We start from the raw sequence: 24211 nt of genomic DNA on the forward strand, positions 1-24211 counted from the left end.
GACACCAGTAAAGTCGCTACGACGGTGTCGGAGCAAGATCCCGGCTCGGGGAGGGCGGGCTCAGCCCGATCGGGCGGCCGCTCCCTCCGTCGAGCACCGCACGACCGCCCACATGGAGGCCGCGGCCGCGAAGGTGCTCGCCGGCGACTGCCCCGAAACCATTCACGAGGTGAACGTTTCACCTCGGTTCCGGTGCGACCAGGGGGGATGACGCCCCCCGGAAAACGCTTGCTGGTCGGCGGAGCCGAAAGCTCGCATGCTGCCTGCACGTTCCCGAGCAGCAGGAGGCAGCATGCTGCGCTCATGGCGCCAGAAGGCGCTACTCGTCCTGACGGCCGCGGTGGCCGTCACCCCCCTGACGGTGGTCGCGGCGCAGGCGGCGGTCGCCTGCCGGGTGACCTACGCCGTCCAGTCGCAGTGGCCGGGCGGGTTCACCGCCGGCGTCACGCTCGCCAACACCGGCGACCCGCTCTCCAGCTGGCGGGTGACCTGGTCGTACGCCGCCGGTCAGACCGTCTCCCAGGCGTGGAACGCCACCGTGACCCAGAGCGGGGGCGCGGTGACCGCGTCGAGCCTGGGCTACAACGGCGCCCTCGCCACCGGGGCCTCCGTCCAGTTCGGCTTCAACGCGAGCTGGAACGGCAGCAACCCGGCGCCCACGACCTTCGCCGTCAACGGCGTGACGTGCGGCGGCGGCACCCCGAGCCCCACCCCGTCGCCCAGCCGGACCCCGACGCCCACCCCCACGCCCACGCCGACCCCCACCCCGACGCCGCAGCCCACCGGCTGGCCGACGCCGACCGGGCAGGTCGGCGTCAACGGGACCATCTCCGTCTCCGGCACGTTCGACGGCGGCATGCGGCGCTACTGCTGCATCGGCGACGGCGGGCAGGAGGAGAGCCAGGACCCGGTGTTCCAGCTGGCCAACGGCGCCACCCTGCAGAACGTCATCATCGGCGCGCCCGCCGGTGACGGCGTGCACTGCTCCGGGTCGTGCACGCTGCGCAACGTCTGGTGGGAGGACGTCGGCGAGGACGCCGCCACCTTCCGGGGCAGCGGCGAGCCGAGCTTCCTCGTCGACGGCGGCGGCGCCCGCTACGCGAGCGACAAGGTCTTCCAGCACAACGGCGCGGGCATCCTCACGGTCCAGAACTTCCAGGCGACCAACTTCGGCACGTTCTACCGCTCGTGCGGCAACTGCTCCACGCAGTACCAGCGGGACGTCGTGATCCGGAACGTCACGCTCACCCGGCCGGGCAACACGGTGGCGGGCGTCAACGTCAACTACGGCGACACGGCCCGGTTCTCCGGGGTGACGATCGTCAACGACTCGGGCCGGTCGATGGTGATCTGCCGCAAGTACAACGGCAACAACAGCGGCAACGAACCGACCCAGGTCGGCACCGGCGCCGATTCGACGAACTGCTTCTACTCCGGATCGGACCTGACGTACCGCTGACCTCAGCGCGTCGGCAGACCCCGTCTGAGCCGCGCCTTCGTTCGTGGGCGCGGCTTGGGGTCGCGGCCGCAGCCGCAGGTCTCGAAGCCCTCGTAACGCAGCCCGGCGGCCAGCACCGCGGCGACCGCCGCCCACTCGGCGGTCCTGCGGCGGCGCGGAGCGGCGAAGTCGTGGCCGGCGTACACCATCGGCCGGCGGCAGCGGGTGCAGAGGTGCTCGGCGCCGTCCCAGGGCAGCTTGTGGCTCTGGCGGCAGGGCACGCAGACATAGTGCACTTTGTAGGTCACTTCCGCGTATGTGCACATAGGCCAAATGATAGAAGGGCCCCCATTGTGCGATAGGCGCCGCGTGTGAACATGTGTGCATGTCGTTTCCGCCCAGCCGCGAGGCGCTGATCGCGGACCTGCGGGTGCTGAGGGAGAAGGGCCTGCTCCGGCGGCACTCGCTCGAGCTGGCCGCGCTGACCGCCGTGTGCCGTCGGCTGGCGCTGCCGGTCGAGCGGGTGCTCGACCTGGTCATCGGCCGTCTCGACGGCAAGCTGGCGGAGGCCGCGGCCCACTCGATGGGGATGACCCCGGGCATGCGCGACTGGCCGGGCCAGGAGCGCCGGGCCCGCGCCGCCCGCGTCTACGGCGTGTCGGTCGAACGGTTCCGCAAGCACCACGAGCTGCTCGTCCTCGGCGAACTCGCCCAGGGGCTGCTCGACCTGGCCGGCGCGCCCGGCCGGGGGCGGCCGCGACTCGGCGGCAGCGTCGAGTTCCGGTTCCGCGGCGTGCCGATCCTCACCCACCGGCGGCCGATCGAGACCCTGCGCGACGTCGACGTGCTGGTCTCCTCGGAGAACGTCTACCTGGAGATGTCCAAGCCGTTCAAGGCGACGTTGTCGGCGACGCTGCGGAAGGCGGCCGCGGTCTGGGACCCGTCCGGACGGCTCGTCGACGACGTCCTGCCCCGGGAGTTGCGGGGGTGGTTGCGCGAACACGGGCGGGAGGGCGAGGCGGTCGCGGCCGGGACGGTGGTGCCCACGTCGTCGGGGGAGCTCGCGCGCCAGGGGGTGAACCGCGTCTACCACGCGGCGGTCGCGGTGCCCCGGGCCGGCGCCAACGACTACGACGTCGACGCGACGGCGGTCATGCGGGCGGTGCACAACGTCTTCGACCTCGCCGGCACGGAGGGCTGGCGCTCCGTGGCGCTGCCCCTCCTCGGGGCCGGGCGGGGCGGACTCCAGCCCGAGGTCGCCTTCGCGTACGTGTGGGCGGCCCTGGAATCCCGGCTGGACCAGGGACTTCTCGTCCACCTCGTGACCCGGAGCGAACGTTCGTCGGAGGCGCTGACGAAGGGCCTGCGCGCCGCCGGGGCCGAGCATGAAGGGGCCGGCGGCGGTTGACCGCCGGCCCGTCCGCTACGAGGCGTACGCCTCCAGCTCGTAGATGCGCGCCGCCGTGTCGGAGTTGCTGGTCGGCGCGAGCACGTTCACCCGGATGTGCCGGACGTCGCGCGGCGTGAAGGTGTGCGTCGTGATGTTCGCCGTGTTCCCGCGTGGCTGGGCCACGTTGGTCCACGTCGTGCCGTTCGTGCTCACCTGGACGTCGAAGTCGCGCGTGTTCCAGATCGCCTGCTCACCGCCGGCCGCGGAGTGCTTCAGCACGATCTTGCCCACGCTCTGGTTCGAGCCCAGGTCGACCCGGATCCACTTGCTCGACCCGAGCGAGCACCACTTGTCGGCGTTGCCGCCGGACACCGAGCCGTTCACGGCCTTGGCCGGGCCCTCGTTGGCGGCGCACGACGAGTCGGCGGTCGCGGTCTTGTTCAGCGCCAGGTTCGGGGCGGTGGTGGTCTGCGGCACGTACAGCCGGACGTCCGTCAGCGAGGCGCTGCCCTCGTACACGTTGGTGTAGAGGTCGCCGATCACGAAGTAGTCGGGATAGGCGGAACCGGCCGGCCACTGGTTGGACCAGGTCGTCGAGCCGTTGTTGTCGTTCTGCACCAGGTTGCCGTTGAACTGCCCGTTGTACTCGCTGGCCTTCACGTTGTAGTGCCAGATCGGGTTGTTGTTGACGACGAACGGGCGGTGCATGCGGATGGTGCGCTGTCCCGAGCGGGCGAAGTTGCCGGTCACCTCCAGGACGTAGCCCGTCTGGTCGCGCTCGATGGCGAAGGTGTAAAACTCGTTCGGCATGAGCTCCGGCTGGAGTTCGGCCGCCGAGGAGAGCTGCTGTTCGGCGACGCCGCCCGAGCACGGGGTCATGAACCACTGCGAGTTGCCCGCCAGGCCGCCGGGGCCGGGGTTCCAGTTGGGCATGCCGCTGATCCACATGTTGACGGTGTTGAAGTTGCCGTCGCGGTAGTTGTAGTAGGTGTTGTTCGCGGCGTTGCAGACCCGGCCGCCGGTGCCGCTCCCCACCCGGTCGGGGTGCTGGGAGAAGGCGTCCATCAGGACCTTGCGGCGGTAGTGCCAGAAGTGGTTGTTGCGCGGGGCCGGATTGGCGAAGTCGACGATCGACAGGAAGTGGAAGCCGTTGTAGCCGTAGGTGCCGCGCCGGACGTCCTGCCACTCGCAGTAGGGCGCCGAGGCGTTGCCCGACCAGCCGGGGGAGTTCTCGCCCTCGCCCCACGGGTGCTGGGTCTTGCAGCCGGTGTTGCTGTAGCCGTTGGTGCGGCCGTTGTACTCGATCGACCCGCCCCGCTTGCCGCCGAAGTCGAGCGTCTTGAGCTTGTACTCGATGCGGTAGTAGTCGGGCAGCTTCTGGGTCGGCCGCAGGATGACGCCGCCCGTGTGGTCGGGCACGTTCATCACGGCGACCTTCTCGCTGCCGAGCGTCTGGGTCGTCAGGGTCGGCGGCGCCTCGATGTTGCCGTCCTTGTTCCAGTCACGGGCCGACAGAGAGGCGGTCAGCCAGCCGTTCTGCCCGATCGGGAACTCCTTCCGGTACGTGGAGAAGGAGTTCAGCGCGGTCGTCCAGGCGGGGCCGTAGTCGTTGCGGTACCACTGGCCCGGGTCGTCCATGATCGTGTCGAACGGCTGGGAGTAGTCGTCGCGCACCCACGGCGCGTTGCCGGTGTTGATCGGGTTGACGAAGTTCTCGTTGTAGAGCAGCGTCCAGCCAGGCCGGGTCGGGTCGTCGGCCTGGGCGGGCGTGCTCGTCAGGGTCAGCGCCGAGCTGGTCAGCAGCAGCGCCAGCGCCGCTCGGCGTGCGGCTCTGCCTCTTCGTGTACGCAATGCACAACCTCTCTGGGTGAGAAGGGGTGGCGTCGCCGCCCGCCACCCCGGCTGGGAACGAAAGGTCTAGAAGCTGCCGTCCGGGTTCTGGAACTGGGCGGCGTTGTCCTTGGTGACCATCGGGGAGGGCACGACCGTGTCCTTCTCGACGTTGGCCGCGCCGCCGAGGATCTCCACCGCGCGGTCCAGGCCCTTGGCGCCGATGATGTCGGCGTCGTTCAGGCCGGTCACCTTGTAGTTGGTGTCGTCGAGGATCGCCTTCAGCGCCTCGGCCTGGCCGTCGACGCCGGCGATGATGATGCCGTCCGACAGGCCCGCGTCCGCGATGGCGCGCTGCGCGCCCAGGCACATGGCGTCGTTCTCGCAGAACACCGCCTTGATGTCCTTGTTGGTGGCGAGCAGGCTCTCCATGACGGTCAGGCCGCCGTCGGAGCCCCAGTTGCCGAAGTCGGGGGCCTCGACGAGGGTGAACTTGGAGTTGGCCGACAACACCGACTTGACGCCGTTGGTGCGCGCCGAGCCGATGGTGTTGTCGGCGGGGCCGCCCTTGATGATGGCGACCTTGCCGCCGTCGGGCAGCGCGGTCGACAGGTACTCGCCGTTCTGGCGGCCGATGGCCTCGTTGTCGGGGCCGATCCAGCTGGTGTACTCACCGGTCTGGAACTTGCGGTCGACCAGGACGACGGGCTTGCCGGCCGCCTTGATGCTGTTCAGCACGGCGGGGGCCGACTCCAGCGGGCCGCCCGAGATGATGACGGCGTCGACGTTCTTGGTCAGCAGGTCCTCGACGTTGCTGGCGAGCTTGGCGGCGTCGCCGTTGGCGTCGGTGCTGATGATCTCGACGTTGCCCTTCTTCTGGGCCTGGGCGGCGATCGCCTTGTCCATGCCGCTGAAGTAGGGGCCGCTCAGCATGAAGTTCGCGACGCCGATCGTGTAGCCGCCGTCGCCCGAGGCGGCGGCGCCGGTCGCCGGTTCCTCCGAACCCGCGGAGCAGGCGGTCAGCATCGCAAGGCACAGGCCGGCGCCGGCCAGGATCTTCTTGGAAATCACGGTGTTTCTCCTGGGGGGTTACGCGCGCACGCGGTTGGTGCGCTGGGCGAGGATGACGGCGATGATGATCAACCCCTTGAGAACCTGCTGCCAGAAGCTCTGCACGCCGTACAGGTTGAGCAGGTTGTTGATCAGGACCAGGACGAGCACGCCACCGAAGGTGGCGCGGACGGAGCCCTTGCCGCCGGCGAGGCTGGCGCCGCCGATGACGCAGGCGGCGATGGCGTCGAGTTCGAACGCCACGCCCACGCTGGGCTGGGCGATGCCGACGCGGCTGGCCAGGATCACCCCGGCCAGCCCGGCGCACAGGCCCGAGATGGTGTACGCCAGCACGACGTGCCGTCGCACGTTGATGCCGGCCAGCCGGACCGTCTCGGCGTTGCCGCCGATCGCGATGATCGAGCGCCCCGCCGGGGTGCGGGTGAGGAAGACGCCGCCGACGAGGAAGACGGCGAACATGATGAGGGTGGAGACCGGGATCGGCCCGGCCATGGCCGACCCGAGGGTGAAGAACGCCGGGTCCTCCGGCGCGATCGGCACCTCGGAGTAGACGAAGGCCAGACCCCTGATGGTGGTCAGCGACGCCAGCGTCACCACGAACGGCGCCAGCCCGAACCGGGCCACCAGCACGCCGTTGACCAGGCCGAAGCCGATGCCGGCGACGACGCCGACGGCCATGGCGGCCGGGATGGGCAGGCTCGACACCATCCCGGCGGTGAGGATGCCGGAGAACGCCACCACCGACCCGACCGACAGGTCGATGCCGCCGGTGAGGATGACGACCAGCATCCCGTAGGCCAGCAGGCCGATGGTGACCATCTGCTTGAGCAGGTTCGTCAGGTTGGCCTGGGTGAGGAACGACTCGGTCGTCACCGCGGCCACCACCACCATCACCACGATGAGCAGGCCGAACGCCGCCGTGACGAGCAGGTCGCGGGAGATCTTGGGCAGCGCGTTGACGCTCACGCGGCCACCCCGATCGCGTGCGCGAGCACCTCGTCCTCGGTGGTGCCCTCGGAGGGCAGCTCGCCGGCCAGCCGGCCCTCGCGCATGACCAGCACGCGGTCGGTGGCGCCGAGCACCTCGGTCAGGTCGGAGGAGATGAGCAGCACGGCCAGGCCCTCGCGGGCCAGCGCGTCGATCATCCGGTAGATGTCGACCCGGGTGGCCATGTCGACGCCCCGGGTCGGCTCGTCGAGGATGAGCACGCGCGGCTCGGCCAGCAGCCACTTGGCGAGCACGGCCTTCTGCTGGTTGCCGCCGCTGAGCGCGGCCACCGGCATGGTGGCGCACCGGGCGGGCTGGATGCTGAGCCGGTCGATCATCCCGGCGACCCTTTCCCTGCGCCCCGGCATGTCGATCAGCGGACCCTTGGTGGTGGCCCGCATGGTCGCCAGGGCGATGTTGTCGGTCACGGTCATCCCGCCGACGAGGCCGGTGCGTTTCCGGTCCTCGGTGACGAACGCCAGACCGTGGGAGATGGCGTCGGCGGGGGAGCGGAAGGCCCCCGTGCCGGAGGTCGGGGGCTCGGCGCCGAACACGCACCGGGCCATCTCGCTGCGCCCCGAGCCGACCAGGCCGAACAGGCCGACGATCTCGCCGGCGCGCAGCTCGAAGGAGACGTCGGAGAACTCGCCGCTCCGCGACAGGCCGTGGACCGACAGCCGGGCCTCTCCCGTCTCGGAGCGCCTGTCCGGGTAGATCTGCTCGAGTTTGCGTCCGGCCATCAGCCGGATCAGCTCGTCCTCCGAGGTGCGGGCCGGCTCGGTGGTCTCGATGATCACGCCGTCCTTCATGACGACGATCGAGTCGGCCAGCTCCATGACCTCGGCGAGGCGGTGGGAGACGTACACGACCAGGACCCCGCGCGCCTTCAGGCGCCGGATCAGGTCGAACAGCGCGTCGAGGTCGCTGCCGGCCAGGACCGCCGAGGGCTCGTCCAGGACCAGCACCCGCACCTCCCCGGCCAGCGCCTTGGCGATCTCCACCATCTGCTGGCGGGCGACGGTGAGGCGGCCGGCGATGGTGCGCGGCTCGATGGCGCCGAAGCCGGCGGCGTCGAGCAGTTCCTTGGCCCTGCGGTGCGCGGCGGGCCAGTCGATCAGGCCGGTTCTCCGCTTCGGGAACTGTCCCATCAGCAGGTTCTCGGTGACCGACAGGCCCGGCACGATCGACAACTCCTGGTAGACCGTGCGGATGCCGCGCTCGTGGGCGTCGTGCGGCGAGCGCAGGTGCACGACCTCGCCGTCGACGCGCATCTCGCCGGAGGACATCGCGTGCGCCCCGGCGAAGATCCGGATCAGGGTCGACTTGCCCGCGCCGTTGGCCCCGACGACGGCGAGGACCTCGCCGTCGCGCCCGACGAGGTCGACGCCGTGGAGCACCTCCACGTCGCCGTAGCTCTTCCGGACGTCCCGGAGCTCAAGGCTCATCCGAACGCCTCCATGACCAGCACGGTCTTCTGGCGGGTGAAGTCGAGCACGGTCTCGTGCAGGCCCTCGCGGTAGCCGCCGGTGTCCTTGGTGCCGCCGAAGGGCAGGTTCTCGGCCCGGATCGCGGTCGACCCGTTGACGATCACCCCGCCGACGTCGAGCAGCTTGGCCAGGGTGAACGCGCGCGAGACGTCGCGGGTGAACACCGAGGCGTGCAGGCCGTAGGGGGAGTCGGAGACCAGCGCGGCGGCCTCGCGCGGGTCGGCGAAGCGGGCGATCGGCGCGACCGGCCCGAAGATCTCCTCCGCGAACGTCGGGCTCTCGACCGGCACGTCGACCAGCACGACCGGGTCGACGAACGAGCCCCGGCGGCCGCCGCCGACGACCAGCCGCGCGCCCTCGCCGACGAGCCGCCCGACGGCCTTCTCGACCTCTTCGGCGGCCTGCTCGGTGATCAGCGGCCCGACGTCGGTGCCGTCGTCCATCTGGTCGCCCACGACCAGCTTGGCCGCCTGGGCCGACAACTCGGCGACGAAGGCGTCGTGCACGCCGTCCTGGACGTACACCCGCTTGACCGCGCAGCAGATCTGGCCGTTGCCGCGGGCCAGCCGGCCGAGGGTGACGGCGGTGGCGGCGGCGGCCACGTCGGCGTCGTCGCAGACGATCATCGCGTCGTTGCCGCCGAGCTCCAGGAAGACCTTCTTCAGCGTGCCCGACGCGAGCTTGGCGATGGCCCGCCCGGCGTTGGTGCTGCCGGTGAGGGTGATCGCGGCGATCCCCGGAGCCTCGGCCAGCGTGGTCGAGACCTCGACGCCGCCGGTGACGATCTGGTGGGCGAACTCGGGCGCGCCCGCCTCCTCGACCAGTTCGGCGACCCGGATCAACGCGAGCGGGCACTTGGCCGGGGGCTGCACGACCACGGCGTTCCCGGCGGCCAGCGCGGCGGCGGCCTTGTGGGAGTAGAGCTCGACCGGGTAGTTGAACGGCACCAGCGCGGCCACCACGCCCAGCGGCTCGCGGATCGTCACCGCGAGGTGGCGCTCCATGCCGGGCACCGCGTCCATCGGCGTCTGCCGGCCGAACAACCGGGTCGCCTCGGCCGAATACCCCCGCCAGATGCGGACCGCGGCCTCGACCTCACCCCGGCACTGCGTCAACGGCTTGCCGTTCTCACTGGCCAGCAGGCCGGCCAGCGACTCGATCTCGCCCTCGATCAGGTCGGCCACCCGGCGTAACAGGGCCGCCCGTTCGTGGCCCGGCATGGCCGCCATCGCGCGCTGCCCCTTCTGCGCGTCTGCGATGGCGGCCACGACTGCGTCGGCGCTCAGGTCGGGCACCTCGCCGAGAGGCTCGCCGGTCCCCGGGTTCCGCACCAGGATGCTCATGTGCTGCTCCTTCGATAGGGGGTTCGCCCGCCGATCCGTTTGCTGATGTCGGCGGCCATCGCGCGGGCCTTGGGGGCGAGGCGGTGGCAGTCGTCGCGGCTGAACCGCGCGGCCGGGGCCGACACGCTGAACGCGCCGACCGGCTCGCCGGAGGCGTTCATGATCGCCAGACCGACGCAGCGCACCCCTTCCTCGTTCTCCTCGTCGTCGATCGCGAAGCCCTGGTCCCGCACCACGCCCAGCTCGGCGAGCAGGGCGTTCCCGACGAGGGTCTTGGGTGTACGCACCTCAAGAGGCCCCGAGAGGATCTCGTCGCGCCGGGCCGGGCCCAGCAGGGCGAGCATCGCCTTGCCCATGGCGGTGCAGTGGAGCGGCGCCCGCTTCCCGATGTGCGAGACGAGCCGGATCGACTTCGCGCTCTCGACCTTGTCGACGTACACGATCTGCTCGCCGACCAGCACCCCGAGGTGCACGGTCTCCCCGCTCACCTCCACCAGTTCGGCCAGGTAGGGCCGGGCGGCGGCGCGCAGGCCGTCCTCGTCGAGGTACTGCCCGGCGAGCATGATCAGGGTGACCCCGAGCCGGTATGACCCGGCCGCGTCGCGGTCGAGCACTCCGAGTTCGAGCAGGGACGTCACGTACCGGTGGGCGGTGCTGACGGCGATCCCGGCGCGGCTCGCGAGCGCGCCCAGGGTGATCCCGTCGCGCCCGGCGTCGGAGACGGCGTGCACCAGCTCGAAGGCTTTGTCGACGCTTGCTGATTTACGACCACTCTGCATTCGAGTTACTCGAATCTATTTTCATATTCTTGTAACATGCTTGCGAGAGTTGCATCGCCCTCAAATCCTGTCAAGCCCTTGCCGTATGGGGTATTTGTCGCATATAGAGTGATTTTCTTGCAGAGCAGTCAGCTTCTTGCGTGTTAGTTTGTCGTTTTTGCAGACACAAAAGGCCGGCCACGCGTGGTGACCGGCCTTTCGGGTGATCTAGTTGGCTGTGATCGAGTACGTCGCCCCCGCAACCGTGGAGAAAGTGATGACATCGTTGCTCACCGACGGCGACACCGAGCCGCCGCCGACCCGGACGACGGTCACGCCGCGCCCCGGCCACGGGTTCTGCAGCCGCAGCTGCGCCCCCGCGGTGCTGGTGACGTCGACGTAGGCCGCCTGCCCGTTCTGGCGCGCCGACGAGACGACGAAGCCGTCCTTGGCGCGCAGCTTCACGAACGAGCCGTTCTTGCCCGACGGCCAGACCGGGAAGACCCGCATGATCCCCAGGTCGCTCTGCAGCAGCAGGCTGTTGATCGCCTCGACGGTGCCGGACTTCTCCAGGCCGTGGTGCGGGTCGGTGACCCGCAAGTTGGCCGCCGACCGGTTGGTGATCTGGGTCTTGAGCCGGTCGATGAGCGACTGGGCCGGGTAGCCGACCCGGGCCGCCTGGGTGAAGACCTTCGGGAAGGAGTTGTCCTGGCCCCAGGAGTTCATCGCGTCGAGCGTCTGGATCGCGACCTGGCGGTCGGCCGCCGGCCCGTTGATGCCCAGCGCCTCACCCGGGTGCACGAACTCCAGGTTCACCGTGTTGTCGCCGGGCCGGATGGCCCGCCCGTCGCTGAGCGTGCCGGGGTCGCCGAGCGCGAACACCTGCACGCCGTTGTGCGTCGTCCGGGGGATCGGCGCGAGGCGGTTGAGCATGTCCTGCCAGGTGGCGCGCGAGCCGGAGTCGACGTTCAGCCGGGTGCTCGCGTCGATCGTGGTGGCCAGCAGGGTGCGCAGCATGCCGAGGTCGGCGCTGGAGTTGCGGGCCCAGGTGCCCTCGTGCGGGCCGGAGTAGAGGTTGAACCGGTTGTTCTCCAGTTGCAGCCAGTGCTGGAAGAACGTGACGACCTCCTTCATGAAGGGATAGCCGCGCTGCGAGAGCCACGTCTGGTCGCGGGTGTACTGCCAGTAGGCGACGTACTGGGTCGCGGTGAACAGGCTGTTGCCGACCTGCTGGTGGTAGTTGTCGTCGGCGGTCGAGCCGTTGGGCGCGATGCCGACCGGGAACAGCACGCCCGACGGCACCCCGCCGCTCGGGAAGCGGCCGTTGACGTAGCCGGAGTTGACCCGGCGCAGGTCCTGCGTGGCACGCCGACGGGCCTCCGGGAGGTAGGCGCTGACCAGGTCGAACACCGGCAGGGCCAGTTCGGGGCGGTTGGAGGAGTAGACGCCGTAGAAGTTGGCGATCCAGTTGTAGTTGAGGTGCATGTCGCCGCCCCACAACGGATAGTCCGTCGTGGCCCAGATGCCGAACAGGCCCGGCGCGGTCTTCCCGGCGCGGCTGGAGGAGCCGATGAAGTACTGGGCGGCGTAGTAGTAGCGCTCCAGCACGTCGTCGTCGAGGTCGACGTAGGACTTCAGCCAGTACTGCTTCCACCATTCGAGGTGGGCGGCGTACTGGGTGTCGACGCTGGACGCCGACTGCGCGTCGGCGAGGCCGCGCGCGGCCGGGGCCGGGTCGCCGGTGCTCGTGCCGCCGCCGGCGACGCCCGTGACGACGTTGACCACGCCGCCGGCCGGGATGGCGACGGTGATCTGGTTGTTCGCGACCGACTGGGTGCCGCCGATCACGCGGGTGGCGAGGGCGGCGCGGGAGGTCCACTGGCCCGAGGAGGTCTGGCGGGCCGCCCAGATCGTGCTGCCCGAGGTGCCCGACGTGCTGGTGAACCCGGCGCGGCCGTTCTGGATCTGGGTGGTGTTCGAGACCCTGACGGTGGTGGCGGCGTTCGCCTGGATGCGGGTGACGACCAGGTTGTCGGTGGCGCCCACCCACGTCCGCATGGTGACGGGCGCGCCGCCGAGGCTCATCGTGGTGTCGACGTCGCCCTTGAGGATGTTCTGCTCCTCCAGGAACGAGGCGCCGCCGCCTCCGCCGCCGGTGCCGTTGTAGAGCTCGAACTGGCCGATGCGCGCCCGGGGGTTGGTCGCGCTGTCGGAGGTCGTGCCCTGGGTGGGCTCGCTGATGACCAGCCGCACGTACCGGGCGGTGACGCCGCCGACGGTCCGGTCGGTGGTGGCGGCGGTGTTGTCGGTGACGGTGTCGCGGGTCGTCCAGGTGGAGTTGTTGTCGCTGGTCTGGAACGTCCAGTTCTTCGTGGTGTTGGCGGTCTCGGCGGGGCGGGCGGCGGCGTCGTGGCGCAGGACGTACCGGGTGAAGGTCTTCGCCGACCCCAGGTCGAGGGTGATCGTCTGCGGCTTGCCGATGTTCGAGACCCAGCCCTCGTAGCCGGCCCCCCACCCGCCGTTGACGGCCCGCCCGGGCGGGAACGACGCGTGCGAACTGGACGCCGTCGCCGTCGCCCCGAGCGCCAGGTTCGGCGACCCGCCGCTGCTCACGGGGTTGATCGAGACCGACCCGAGCGCGACGAGCGACCGGTTGTTGCTGGCGGTCCAGAAGTCGCCCTTGGCGATCCGGAACGTCTTGAACCCGTCGCCGCCGCCCGAGACGACCCCGATGTCGCCGTTCCCGAGGAGCGCGGTGTCCGGCATCGTGTCGGTGACCGAGCCGGTGTAGGCCTGGTTCGTCCAGCGGCCCTTGACGGCCCCGACGAGCGACTGGACGGCGCTCCACTGCTGGTCGGGGGTGGGGGTGGCGGCCTGCGCGGCCGTCGCCGTGGTCAGGCCGGCGAGCAGCGCGAGCGCGGAGGCTATGGCTAAGCCACGCGTTCTGATCATGAAGATGCCTTTCCGTGGTGGCCCGGATGGCGAGAGTGGGATAACGTTATCCCGCACCGTAGATTGTTGCGGGGAGGTTTCAAAGAGCGCCGAAAGCAACAAGTCGATAACGGCGATCGTTCTGGTGTGTTGCCGAAACCGGCGGGGCCGTGTCTGCGGCGAAGCCTCTCACCAGCGCGCGATCAGCGGTCCGGGAGAAGTGGCCTGGCCCGCGGAAATGGGGAGGCGGCGGGCGTCCGCCCGTGCCAGCATGGGCGTTTTGCTCCCGATGTGAAAGGCCTGAGTGGCCATGCCCAGCGCCATCACTCTGATCCGGTCCGCTTCTCTGTCCGACGTGGCTCAGTACGCCTACGCGGCCACGGCGCCCGCCGGGTCACGGCTCATCTTCCTCGCCGGAGCGTGTCCCCTGAACGCCGACGGCTCGACGGCGGCGATCGGGGACTACGCGGGCCAGGCGGCCAAAGCCGTCGAGAACATGCGGACGGCCCTTGAGGACTCCGGCGCGTCGTTGCAGGACGTCATCAGCACCAGGGTGCTCGTCGCGTCCACCAGGCAGGAGGATCTGGTCGCCGCCTGGAGGGTGGTCCGGGACGCCTTCGGCGACCATGACGTGCCGAGCACTCTGATGGGCGTCACCGTGCTCGGTTACGCCGACCAGCTCGTCGAGATCGAGGCCGTCGCCGCCGTGCTCGACTGAGGGCACGGGCTGAGAGGCTCATCGGCGTCTCTCAGGCCCATCACAGGCGGCGGCGTGGATGCTACGGCCATGACGCCGACGACGGTCCCTCCGTGGGTGCCGCTGACCCCGGCCGTCTTGGGTTCCCTCGTGCTGGTGGGCTACTCGCTCACGCTGCCGGTCCGCATCCCGCGGGCGGTGGCCGAGGCGAGCGCGGCCGAACCGTTCACCCTCACCGGCGCGTTCGCCGGGTGGTCCTACTACCGGCGTACAAGGGCGGGAATATCCGGTGATTGAAAACGGTTTTCGATCCCGTGAAGCGAAGTGAGCTCCGGCCGCTGGTCCGGCTCCGGTCTGCCGCCGGTACCGGCGCGACCTATGTGACCAGGAAGAACCGTCGCAACAACCCCGACCGGATGGAGTTGCGCAAGTACGACCCCGTCATCCGGCAGCACGTGACCTTCCGAGAGGAGCGATAGCGCATGAAGAAGGGCATCCACCCCGAGTACCGTCCCGTGGTCTTCCGCGACCCGAGCGCGGGCTTCGCGATCCTGACCAGGTCGACGGTGCGGTCGAACAAGACGGTGGAGTGGGAGGACGGTCAGACCTACCCGGTCGTCGACGTCGACGTCAGCTCCGCCAGCCACCCGTTCTACACCGGCAAGAGCCGCGTGGTGGACTCCGCCGGACGCGTCGAGCGCTTCCGCCGCCGCTACGCCAAGTGATCTCGGAGCCGGCCGCCCATGGCGGCCGGCTCTTCCGTTTCACAGAGTCTCCCGCCGTCGTCGGCAGGACGCCGCTCGCTGGCACACTGGGCGGGTGATCTTTCTCTTCTCGTACGGCACCCTCCAGCTCGAACGGGTGCAGCTCGCCCAGTTCGGCCGCCGGCTGGAAGGTCGCCCCGACGCGCTGCCGAACCACCGCCTGACCACGATCACGCTCACCGGCGGCACGTTCCCCATGGTCCGGCGCTCGCCCGGTGAAGAGGTGCTGGGAGTGATCTACCAGATCAGCGCCGAGGAGCTGGCCGCCGCCGACGCCTACGAGGGCGTCGAGTACGCCCGCCGGCTCGTCACCCTCAAGTCGGGCGTCACCGCGTGGGTCTATCTCTCCAATGAGGCCGTCTGACCCCTCACCGGGTCGACTCGCGGACGACCAGCTCGGGCTGGAACATGATCTGCTGGTGGGCGTGGGTGGCCGGGTTGTCGCACTCGTCGAGCAGCAGCTCGGTCGCCACCCGGCCGAGCTGGTGGGTCGGCTGGCGGATCGAGGTCAGCGACACCGCCGAGGCCGCCGCGAAGTCGATGTCGTCGTAACCGATCAGGGCGACGTCGTGGGGCACCCGCACGCCCGCGTGGGTGAGGCCGCGCAGCAGGCCGAGCGCGAGCAGGTCGTTGGCGCAGAACACGGCGTCGGGCAGGTCTCCCTCGGAGAGCAGCTTCTCGGCGGCCTGCTGGCCGGCGCGGGGGGTCATCGCGCCCATCTCGATCACCCGCAGCGGGCGGCCGTAGGCGCGTTCGGCGCCGGCCCTGCGGTCGAGGCACTGGCGGATGGTGAGCGGGCCCGTGACGTACACGATCGATTTCGCGCCGGTGCCCATCAGGTGGCGCACCGCCGTCATGCCCCCGCCGATGTCGTTGACCGCGACCGAGCACTGGTCGGGGCAGTGGGCCGGATGGTCGACCAGGACGACGGCGATGCCCCGCGCCCGCAGCCGGTCGAGCCGCTCGGGGTCTTCGTCGGACGGGGTGATCAGCACCCCGCGCACCCGCTGCTCGGCCAGCACGAGCAGGTTGCGCTCCTCCTTGGCCCGGGACCCGGCCGAGTTGCTGAGGATGACGGCGTAACCGAGGTCGCTGGCGACCTCCTCGACCCCGGCCGTGACGTCGGTGAAGAACGGGTTGCCGATGTCGATCACCGACAGGCCGATGGTCTTGCTGTGCCCGGCCCGCAGCGTGGAGGCCGACCCGTGGCGCACGAACCCCAGCTCCCGGACGGCCGCCTCGACCTTCGCGCGGGTCGCGGGCGACACCTTCTCGGGCCGGTTGAGCACGTTGGACACGGTGCCCGGCGAGACGCCGGCTCGTGCGGCGACATCCTTGATCCCCACGTCGCTCATGGACGTTGATTAAAACGTAATAAGCGCCAAGAGGCAACGTGAGGGCCGCCATTGTGCGTAATGACGGGGAAATCCGCTATTGACGGCGCAGTAACGCTCATCTACTGTCCGGACAAATTTGAAACGTTTTTCCGGACCGGGAGGTCGCATGCTCGCGCTGCGGGAGGTGAGCAAGTCCTTCGGCGCCGTCCGCGCCCTGCGCGGGGTGTCACTCGACCTGGCCCCCGGCGAGGCGCACGCCCTGGCCGGGGAGAACGGGGCGGGCAAGTCGACCCTCGTCAAGATACTGTCCGGCGTGCACCGCCCCGACGAGGGCGCCCTGCTCCTCGACGGTGAGCCGGTCGAGTTCCACGGCCCGGCCGACGCCCGGGCGGCCGGGGTGGCGGTCATCTACCAGGAGCCTGCTCTCTTCCCCGACCTGTCGGTCGCCGAGAACGTCTTCATGGGCCGCCACCCCCGGCGCTCGTTCGGCCGCGTCGACCGGCGGGCGATGCGGACCCGCGCCCTCGACCTGTTCTCCCGGCTCGGCGTGCCCCTCGACCCCGCCCGGCCCGCGCGCGGCCTGTCGATCGCCGACCAGCAGCTCGTCGAGATCGCCAAGGCGCTGTCGCGGGACGCCCGCGTCCTGGTCATGGACGAACCGACCGCCGCCCTCTCGGGGCCCGAGGTTGAGCGCCTGTTCGGGGTGGCCCGGTCGCTGCGCGACCAGGGGCGCGCGGTGTTGTTCGTGTCACACCGCCTCGACGAGATGTTCGCACTGTGCGAGCGGGTGACGACTTTGCGGGACGGCGCGGTCGTCGCCACCGACGTGCTCGCCGACATCACGCCCGACGACCTGGTCCGGCGCATGGTCGGCCGCGACCTGGCGGCGTTGTTCCCCAAACAGCCGACCGTGCCCGGCGAGGTGGCCCTCAAGGTCGACCGGCTGACCCGCGAGGGCGTCTTCACCGACGTGTCCTTCGAGGTGCGCGCGGGCGAGATCGTGGCCCTGGCCGGGCTGGTCGGCGCGGGCCGCAGCGAGGTCGCCCGCGCGGTGTTCGGCGTCGACCGCCGGGACGCCGGCTCCGTCCACGTCGCCGGACGCCCCTTACGCGCGGGCAGCCCCACCGAGGCCATGGCCGCCGGGGTGGCGCTGGTGCCGGAGGACCGGCGGCAGCAGGGCCTCGTCATGGACCTGTCGATCGAGCGCAACATCGGCCTGACCACCCTGAAATGGGGCCTGCTCTCCCGCGCCGCCGAGCGCGCCCGCGCCACCGACTGGGCGATCCGCCTCCAGGTGCGGTACGCCGGCCTCACCGACGCCGTGACCGTCCTGTCGGGCGGCAACCAGCAGAAGGTCGTGCTGGCCAAGTGGCTGGCCCGCAAACCCCGCGTGCTGATCGTCGACGAACCCACGCGGGGCATCGACGTGGGCACCAAGGCCGAGGTCCACCGCCTGCTGTCGGAACTGGCGGCCGAGGGTCTCGCGGTCCTGATGATCTCCTCGGAGCTGCCCGAGGTGCTCGGCATGGCCGATCGGGTGCTCGTCATGCACGAGGGACGGCTCGTCGCCGACCTCCCCCGGGCGGAGGCGACGGAGGAACGGGTGGTCGCCGCCGCGACGGGGAGGCCCGCGTGACCGTCTTCGCCGGCCGGATCGCCCGGGTCAGGGAGCTCGGGATCGTCGTCGCGCTGGTCGTGCTGTTCGGCGTCACCGGGGCCGTCAACCCCGCCTTCCTCTCCCCGGCGGGGCTGCGCGACATCCTGCTCAACTCGGCCATCATCGCCACCCTCGCCGTCGGTCAGACGCTCGTCGTCGTCACCCGCAACGTCGACCTGTCGGTCAGCTCGGTCGTCGGGATCAGCGCGTTCGGGGGCGCGCTGATCCTGGCCGACCATCCGCAGGTGCCCATCCCGGTCGTGATCGCCGGGTGCGTGCTGCTCGGCGCGGCGTGCGGCGCGGTCAACGGCCTGCTCGTGGGGGTGGCGAAGGTCCCGGCGCTGGTCGCCACCCTCGGCACCCTCTACGCCTTCCGCGGCGTCGACCACGCCTGGGCCGGCGGACGCCAGGTCAACGCCGCCGACATGCCGCCGGGCTTCCTGCGCCTGGGCTCCGCCGACGTGCTCGGCGTGCCGCTGCCGGCGCTGGTCGCGCTCACAGTGCTGCTCGCCGTCGGCTGGGTGCTGCGCAACCTGCCGCAGGGCCGCGAGCTCTACGCCATCGGCTCCAGCCCCGAGGCCGCGGTGCTGGCCGGCATCCCGGTGAAGCGGCGCGTCGTGTCGGCGTTCGTGGCGGGGGGCGCGCTGGCCGGGCTCGCCGGGGTCATGTGGGCGGCCCGGTTCGGCACCGTCGACGCCACCGTCGCCACCGGCAAGGAGCTCGACGTCATCGCCGCCGTGGTCGTCGGCGGGGTCGCCATCTTCGGCGGCTCGGGGACCGTCTACGGCGCCGCCCTCGGCGCGCTGCTGCTGTCGGGCATCACGAGCGCCCTGGCCGTGCTGAGAGTGGACGCGCTCGCCCAGACCGCCGTCAACGGCGCGCTGATCCTGGCCGCCATCATGCTCGACCGCCTGCTCGCCCTGCGGGTCGCCCGGTCGCTGAGGAAACGGAGGCGCGATGCGCGTTGACCGCTGGGAGACCCTCGTCGTCGCCCTGCTCGCCGCCGTCACCGTCGCCGCCTCGCTGGGCGTCGACGGCTTCGCGAACGGCTCCAACGTCGCCTTCCTGCTCCTGGACGTCACCGAGATCGCCCTGATGGCGCTGACCATGACCCTGGTGATCGTCGCCGCCGAGATCGACCTGTCGGTCGCGTCCACGCTGGGGCTGTGCTGCGCGGTGCTCGGCCGGCTCTGGACCGCCGGTCTGCCGATCGAGGCGATCATGCCGATCTGCCTGGTCACCGGCGCGCTCGCGGGCGCGCTGAACGGGCTCCTGGTCACCCGGCTCGGGTTGCCGTCGCTGGCCGTCACCATCGGCACCTTCGCCCTCTACCGGGGCCTGGCCTACGTCATCCTCGGCGACCAGGCGGTGGCCGACCTGCCGCCCGCCTACACCGGCCTGGCCACCCAGTCACTCGGGCCGATCCCGCTGCTGACCCTGCTGGTCGTGGTGCTCGCCGTCGCCGCCGGGATCCTGCTGCACGCGACCGGCCTCGGCCGGGCCGTCACCGCGCTGGGCGCCAACGAGGAGGCCGCCTACTTCGCCGGGATCCGGGTCAAGCGCATCAAGTTCTGGCTGTTCGTCGCCTCCGGGACGATGGCCGGCCTGGCCGCGCTCGTGTTCACCTTCCGGTACGCCAGCGCCCGCGCCGACAACGGCGTCGGGCTGGAACTGGCCGTCGTGGCCGCCGTCCTGCTGGGCGGGGTGTCGATCTTCGGCGGACGCGGCACCCTCGCGGGCGTCGTGGCGGCCGTGCTGCTGCTGGCCGTCGTCCGCAACGCGCTCATCCTCGCCGACGTCGCCAACGAGGTCCTCAACTTCGTGACGGGCCTGCTGCTCGTCGCATCGGTGCTCGCACCGAACCTGAAAGTCCGTCTGGAAAGGAAACCGGTCCAATGAAGCGTCCGATCGCCCTCCTGGCGGGGCTCGCGCTGCTGGCCACGGCCTGCGGCGGCACGACCAGGTCCGACGTGGCCGCCCAGCGCAGCGCCGCCCCGGCGGCGTCCACGGCCCCCGCCGCCGCCGACCCGAACGCCCCGATCAAACCGGGCCTGAAGATCGCCTTCCTGCCCAAGCAGGTCAACAACCCCTACTTCACCATCGCCAACCGCGACGGCGTCGCGGCCGCCAAGGAGTTCGGCGGCGAGGGCAAGGAGGTCGGCCCGTCGGAGGCGAGCGCGTCGTCGCAGGTCTCCTACATCAACACGCTGATCCAGCAGAAGCAGGACGCCATCGTCATCTCCGCCAACGACCCCAACGCGGTCGTCCCGGCGCTCAAACAGGCCATGGCGGCGGGCATCAAGGTGGTCTCGTACGACTCCGACACCGCCCAGGACGGCCGGAACGTCTTCGTCAACCAGGCGAGCGCCGAGGACCTCGGCCGCACCCAGGTCCAGCTCCTCGCCGGGCAGCTCGGCCACAAGGGGAAGATCGCCGTCCTGTCGGCCACCCCGAACGCGACCAACCAGAACACCTGGATCGAGTTCATGAAGGACGAGCTGACCAAGCCCGAGTACAAGGACATGGAGCTGGTGAAGGTCGCCTACGGCAACGACGACGACCAGAAGTCGTTCACCGAGACCCAGGGCCTGCTGCGCAGCTACCCCGACCTGGCCGGCATCATCTCCCCGACCACCGTCGGCATCGCCGCCGCCGCGCGGTACCTGTCGGACTCCGACTTCAAGGGCAAGGTCAAGCTCACCGGCCTGGGCACCCCCAACCAGCTGCGCGCCTTCGTCAAGGACGGCACCATCGAGGGCTTCGAGTTGTGGAACCCGGGCGACCTCGGCTACCTGGCCGGCTGGGCCGCCGCGGCGCTGGCCTCCGGGCAGATCACGGGGGCCGAAGGGGAGAGGTTCAAGGCGGGCAGGCTGGGCGAGTACACGGTGGGCGCGGGCGGCGAGGTGCTGCTGGGCAAGCCGACCGTGTTCGACGCGCAGAACATCGACGACTTCGACTTCTGACGGCCGGAACCGGCCCCCGGATCGTCTCCGGGGGCCGGCCGGTCACGCTAGCTGATCCTGGTCAGCGACCACTGCTGGCTGGTGGCCGAGGAGCAGGTGTTCTGCCGGAGCTGGGTCAGGTTGGCGGTGTCGGGCACTTCGAGGCACAGGTTGCTGTGCCCCGCCTGAATACGCCAGTTCGACCCCTGCGCGGTGAACCGGTACGACTGGTTCGCGTTCGTGTGGCAGGTCCACTGGACCAGCAGCCCGCCCGCCGCGGTCGACGCGCCCGACACGTCCAGGCACTTGCTGGAGTGCATCGCCTGGAGGCGGAACGCCCCGCTGCCGGCGTCCACGAACCGGAACCGCTGGTTCGTGCCGCTGCCGACCGTCCACTGGACCGCCCTGGCGCCGTCGGCCGTCGACTGGCTCTCGATGTCCACGGCCTTGCCGGAACCGACGTTGACGATCTGGTAGACGCCGTTGGCGACCGGTCCGGTGGTCGACGACCCGCTGCCGACGCCCTGACCCTGGAGGGTGAAGGAGTCGAGGTCGAACTGGTTGGCCGTCGAGTGCTTGAACACCAGGTAGAACGTCTGGCTGCCGCTCACCCCTGTGACGCTGCTGACGGCCGTCGAGGCGTAGGTGGTCCAGCCTCCCGTCGAGGGCACCGAGGTGGTCGAGAGCAGGGTTCCGGTCGGCGAGCCCGCCCGCAGTTCGATCGAACCGCCCGAGGAGATCGAGGACACCCGGTAGGAGATCCCGGTCACCCCCTGGGTCGCCATGGGCGCGAACGAGATCCAGTCGTTGTTGGAGATGTCGCCGACCCGGTTGCCGTCCTGGGCCGTCGTGTCCGCCACGACCCGGACCCCGGAGGAGTTCGCGAAGTGCTCGGCCTGCTTCATCTTGGGCTGGAGGATCAGCTCCGCGCCCCTGCTGAGGCCGCCGCTGTCGGTGTAGGTGGCCGAGAGCACGTAGAACACGTTCTGCGTGGCATCGTGCCCCGACTGCTGGGTCGTGATGGTCGCCGAACAGCCGGTGCGCTGGTCGACGTCGTGGCTGTGCGTGTCGTGCCCCAGGGCGATGATGACCTGCACACGCGAGCAGTCGATGGCCCCGTCCTCGGGGTCGCTGCCGGTGATGGTGTACGAGATCGTGTCGCCGAAGTCGAACGCGCCGCCGTTCGGCGGGGCGCTGAACTGGAGGGTCGGCGCCGTGTTGCCCACGACGATCGGCACGGTGGCAGTGCCGGTCTTGCCGCCGGCGTCCCGGACCGTCAGGCGCGCGGTGTAGTTGCCGTTGGAGCTGTAGGTGAAGCTCGGGTTGGCCGACGTCGAGTCGACCGATCCGTTGTCGGTGAAGTCCCACGCGTAGGTGATCGCGTCACCGTCGGGGTCGGCCGAGCCCGATGACGAGAACTGCACCGTCAGCGGCGCCTGACCGGAGGTCGGCGTACCCGACGCCCTGGCGATCGGAGCCCGGGAGCCGTTGATGTAGTCGATGCGGTAGACGCCGTCGTCGGTGTTGGTGCCGCCGAAGCCGCTACCCCAGTCGATCATGTACATCGACCCGTCGGGCCCGAACTTCATGTCCATCGGCGACCGGAACTGCATCGACGACAGGAACCGGTTGACCTTGAGGATGTTGCCCGAACCGTCGAGACGCATCTCGGCGAGGTAGTTCCGGCTCCACTCGTAGAAGAACGGGGTGTCGTCGAAGTACCGGGGGAACTTGGTCTCCGAGGTGTTGTTCGGGTCGAAGTGGTAGAACGGGCCGCCCATCGGGGCCGCGCCGCCGGTGTTGCCCATCTCGGGCCACGCGGTGTTGCCGCTGTAGGAGTACCAGACGTTCGCCGCCCGCGCGGCCGGCAGCGTCTGGAGACCCGTGTTGTTGGGCGAGGTGTTGGTCGGCGACGAACAGTTGAACAACGACCCCGACTGGTTGGTCGCGAAGTTGAAGTCGTTGTACGGGGTGTTGTTGCCGGTGCAGTAGGGCCAGCCGTAGAAGCCCGGCGACTTGATCAGGTTGTACTCGACGATGCCGGCCGGGCCCCGGCTGGAGTTGGCCGAACCCGCGTCGGGGCCGTAGTCGGCCATCGAGATCCAGCCGTTCTCCTTGTTCACCGAGAACCGGAACGGGTTCCGGAAGCCCATGGCGTAGATCTCCGGGCGGGTGTTCGCGGTGCCCGGGGTGAACATGTTGCCGCTCGGGATCGTGTACGTCCCGTTGGTCTCCGGGTGGATGCGCAGGATCTTGCCCCGCAGGTCGTTGGTGTTGGCCGCGGTGCGCTGCGCGTCGAAGTGGGCGCGGCCCGAGCGCTCGTCGATCGGCGCGTAGCCGGACGAGGCGTTCGGGTTCACGTCGTCGCCGACGCCGATGTACAGGTTGCCGTTCGGGCCGAACGTCAGGTAACCGCCCGTGTGGCCCGGCTCGTCGATGCGCTCGGCCGGGATGGTGAGCAGCACCTGCTCGTTGCTCAGCGCGTTGGGCGCGTTCGCGGCGGTGTAGGTGAACCTCGACACCCGCACGATCGACTGGCTGCCGGTCGGCGAGTAGTAGAGGTAGATGTACCGGTTCGACGCGAAGTTCGGATCGAGGGCCAGGCCGACCAGGCCGTCCTCACCGCCGGTGTAGACGCTGAGGGTGTGCGCGGTCGCGATCTGCCCGTTCGACGGGTTGATCGTCTTCACCTGTCCGGCCCGGCTGGCGTAGAAGACCGTCTTGTCGGACGCGATGTCGAGCTGCATCGGCTGGTTGGGGGCCGAGTCGAGGGTCACCTTCTGGAAACGGTTCCAAACGGTGCCGCCGCAGTCGCCGGGCAGTTCGCCGCCGGCCCAGCGGATCCCGCCCAGCACGTGCTGCTGGAAGTAGGCCTCGCTGTAGGTCGAGGCGGTGTGCCCCATGGCGGTCGCCCAGACCTTGGCCGTGCCGACTTCACGGCACCACGAGATCGGGTGGTCGTGCCCCATGGCGTTGCCGCCGGGGGAGTAGGTCGTCTCGTCGGCCGTCACCAGGATGTGGGCGTCGCCGCGGATGCTGCGGTCGAAGTTGTACCACTCTTCCGTCCGCGTCCAGCGGTCAGGCAACCCGGACGTGGAGGGGTGGACGTCGTCGGCCACCTTGGCGGTGCCCTGGACGATGTTGGAGTGGGCCGGCATGTGCGCGCCCGCCTGGATCAGGTTGTCCCAGTAGGGGAACGTCGACTCGATCCCCATGTCGGTGGCGTTGTGGATGGCGACGATGCCGCCGCCGCCCTCGACGTAGCTCTGCAGGGCCTGGCGCTGGGAGTCGTTGTCCCAGACCATGCCGGAGTTCTGCAGCATGATGACCACGTCGAAGGTGGCCAGGTTGGCGGTGGTGAAGGAGCTGGAGTTGTTGCTCTGGACGACCTCGAAGTTGTTCGCGGCCGCCATGTTGTTGACCATCGTGACGCCCGCGGAGATCGAGTCGTGGACGTAGCCCGCCGTCTCGGTGAACAGCAGCGCCCGGAAGACGGGCGCCGCCGCGGCCGGGGCTGGTAGCGCTAACAACAACAGAAGCGGGGTCAAGAGGCCGATGAGGTACCTGCGCATGGCGCTC

At 70.2% G+C, this 24211-nt stretch carries 21 protein-coding genes; 11 read left to right on the top strand and 10 right to left on the bottom strand.

All coding sequences use genetic code 11. The annotated features are described in order from the left end of the window. Window positions 1–292: 292 nt before the first annotated feature. Complete coding sequence (locus AW271_RS41265) at window positions 293–1459, top strand: pectate lyase (protein WP_062339732.1); 1167 nt, start codon at window positions 293–295, stop codon at window positions 1457–1459. A gap of 2 nt (window positions 1460–1461) precedes the next feature. Here the strand turns inward: AW271_RS41265 and AW271_RS41625 are convergent, their stop codons facing one another. Continuing rightward, window positions 1462–1764 (bottom strand): hypothetical protein, encoded by a 303-nt coding sequence (locus tag AW271_RS41625; protein WP_218008157.1) that lies wholly within the window; start codon window positions 1762–1764, stop codon window positions 1462–1464. A 59-nt stretch (window positions 1765–1823) separates the two neighbouring features. Here AW271_RS41625 and AW271_RS23575 point away from each other — a divergent pair, with 59 nt between their 5' ends. Next, a complete protein-coding gene (locus AW271_RS23575) occupies window positions 1824–2846 on the top strand; it encodes a macro domain-containing protein (RefSeq protein WP_062339734.1) in 1023 nt (340 codons plus the stop codon). Between the two features lie 15 nt (window positions 2847–2861). On the opposite strand, the gene AW271_RS23580 is transcribed toward AW271_RS23575, so the two are convergent. From AW271_RS23580 to AW271_RS23610, 7 genes are all read right to left on the bottom strand, one after another. Beyond that, entirely contained in the window at window positions 2862–4679 is a 1818-nt protein-coding gene (locus AW271_RS23580; RefSeq protein ID WP_218008158.1) for a discoidin domain-containing protein, read from the bottom strand. A gap of 66 nt (window positions 4680–4745) precedes the next feature. Further along, window positions 4746–5729 carry a substrate-binding domain-containing protein gene (locus AW271_RS23585; RefSeq protein ID WP_218008159.1) on the bottom strand — a complete coding sequence of 328 codons (984 nt, stop codon included), beginning with the start codon at window positions 5727–5729 and terminating at the stop codon, window positions 4746–4748. An 18-nt stretch (window positions 5730–5747) separates the two neighbouring features. Beyond that, window positions 5748–6695, bottom strand: coding sequence for an ABC transporter permease (locus AW271_RS23590; RefSeq protein ID WP_218008160.1), 948 nt, complete (start codon window positions 6693–6695; stop codon window positions 5748–5750). Next, complete coding sequence (locus AW271_RS23595; RefSeq protein WP_062339736.1) at window positions 6692–8161, bottom strand: sugar ABC transporter ATP-binding protein; 1470 nt, start codon at window positions 8159–8161, stop codon at window positions 6692–6694. The genes AW271_RS23590 and AW271_RS23595 overlap by 4 nt, the downstream gene beginning before the upstream one ends. Continuing rightward, window positions 8158–9546: an aldehyde dehydrogenase family protein gene (locus AW271_RS23600; RefSeq protein ID WP_062339738.1), complete on the bottom strand. Its 1389-nt coding sequence runs from the start codon at window positions 9544–9546 to the stop codon at window positions 8158–8160. The genes AW271_RS23595 and AW271_RS23600 overlap by 4 nt, the downstream gene beginning before the upstream one ends. After that, the gene (locus tag AW271_RS23605; protein WP_063818088.1) at window positions 9543–10325 is read right to left on the bottom strand and encodes an IclR family transcriptional regulator; all 783 of its coding nucleotides are present in this window, start codon (window positions 10323–10325) and stop codon (window positions 9543–9545) included. The genes AW271_RS23600 and AW271_RS23605 overlap by 4 nt, the downstream gene beginning before the upstream one ends. A gap of 207 nt (window positions 10326–10532) precedes the next feature. Then, window positions 10533–13256 carry a discoidin domain-containing protein gene (locus AW271_RS23610; RefSeq protein ID WP_062339743.1) on the bottom strand — a complete coding sequence of 908 codons (2724 nt, stop codon included), beginning with the start codon at window positions 13254–13256 and terminating at the stop codon, window positions 10533–10535. 289 nt (window positions 13257–13545) lie between these two features. On the opposite strand from AW271_RS23610, the gene AW271_RS23615 reads away from it, so the two are divergent. From AW271_RS23615 to AW271_RS23630, 5 genes are all read left to right on the top strand, one after another. Then, window positions 13546–13953 carry a RidA family protein gene (locus AW271_RS23615; protein ID WP_062339744.1) on the top strand — a complete coding sequence of 136 codons (408 nt, stop codon included), beginning with the start codon at window positions 13546–13548 and terminating at the stop codon, window positions 13951–13953. Window positions 13954–14022: 69 nt separating this feature from the next. Next, window positions 14023–14229, top strand: coding sequence for a hypothetical protein (locus AW271_RS23620; protein WP_062339746.1), 207 nt, complete (start codon window positions 14023–14025; stop codon window positions 14227–14229). A gap of 17 nt (window positions 14230–14246) precedes the next feature. After that, window positions 14247–14411 (top strand): 50S ribosomal protein L33, encoded by a 165-nt coding sequence (gene rpmG / locus AW271_RS38905; RefSeq protein WP_083977121.1) that lies wholly within the window; start codon window positions 14247–14249, stop codon window positions 14409–14411. Between the two features lie 3 nt (window positions 14412–14414). Beyond that, window positions 14415–14657: a type B 50S ribosomal protein L31 gene (locus tag AW271_RS23625; protein ID WP_062339748.1), complete on the top strand. Its 243-nt coding sequence runs from the start codon at window positions 14415–14417 to the stop codon at window positions 14655–14657. 94 nt (window positions 14658–14751) lie between these two features. After that, the gene (locus AW271_RS23630; protein ID WP_062339750.1) at window positions 14752–15060 is read left to right on the top strand and encodes a gamma-glutamylcyclotransferase family protein; all 309 of its coding nucleotides are present in this window, start codon (window positions 14752–14754) and stop codon (window positions 15058–15060) included. A gap of 4 nt (window positions 15061–15064) precedes the next feature. Here the strand turns inward: AW271_RS23630 and AW271_RS23635 are convergent, their stop codons facing one another. Continuing rightward, complete coding sequence (locus AW271_RS23635; protein WP_062339753.1) at window positions 15065–16051, bottom strand: LacI family DNA-binding transcriptional regulator; 987 nt, start codon at window positions 16049–16051, stop codon at window positions 15065–15067. Between the two features lie 148 nt (window positions 16052–16199). Between AW271_RS23635 and AW271_RS23640 the strand changes: the two genes are divergently transcribed. Genes AW271_RS23640 through rhaS form a run of 4 tightly spaced genes read left to right on the top strand, consistent with a single transcriptional unit; the run spans window position 16200 to window position 20653 of the window. Continuing rightward, window positions 16200–17669 carry a sugar ABC transporter ATP-binding protein gene (locus AW271_RS23640; RefSeq protein WP_062339755.1) on the top strand — a complete coding sequence of 490 codons (1470 nt, stop codon included), beginning with the start codon at window positions 16200–16202 and terminating at the stop codon, window positions 17667–17669. Continuing rightward, entirely contained in the window at window positions 17666–18658 is a 993-nt protein-coding gene (locus AW271_RS23645) for an ABC transporter permease (protein ID WP_062339757.1), read from the top strand. Before AW271_RS23640 ends, AW271_RS23645 begins: the two co-directional genes overlap by 4 nt. Further along, on the top strand, window positions 18648–19589 hold the full coding sequence (locus AW271_RS23650) for an ABC transporter permease (protein WP_062339758.1): 942 nt from the start codon (window positions 18648–18650) through the stop codon (window positions 19587–19589). Before AW271_RS23645 ends, AW271_RS23650 begins: the two co-directional genes overlap by 11 nt. Continuing rightward, window positions 19586–20653 carry a rhamnose ABC transporter substrate-binding protein gene (gene rhaS / locus AW271_RS23655; protein WP_062339760.1) on the top strand — a complete coding sequence of 356 codons (1068 nt, stop codon included), beginning with the start codon at window positions 19586–19588 and terminating at the stop codon, window positions 20651–20653. Before AW271_RS23650 ends, rhaS begins: the two co-directional genes overlap by 4 nt. 47 nt (window positions 20654–20700) lie before the next feature. Here rhaS and AW271_RS23660 read toward each other — a convergent pair whose 3' ends face one another. Further along, window positions 20701–24204, bottom strand: a complete 3504-nt coding sequence (locus AW271_RS23660) for a ThuA domain-containing protein (RefSeq protein WP_062339763.1) — start codon at window positions 24202–24204, stop codon at window positions 20701–20703. Between the last annotated feature and the right edge of the window lie 7 nt (window positions 24205–24211).

Origin of the sequence: Herbidospora sakaeratensis (assembly GCF_001570525.1) — a bacterium.
Lineage (GTDB): Bacteria > Actinomycetota > Actinomycetes > Streptosporangiales > Streptosporangiaceae > Herbidospora > Herbidospora sakaeratensis.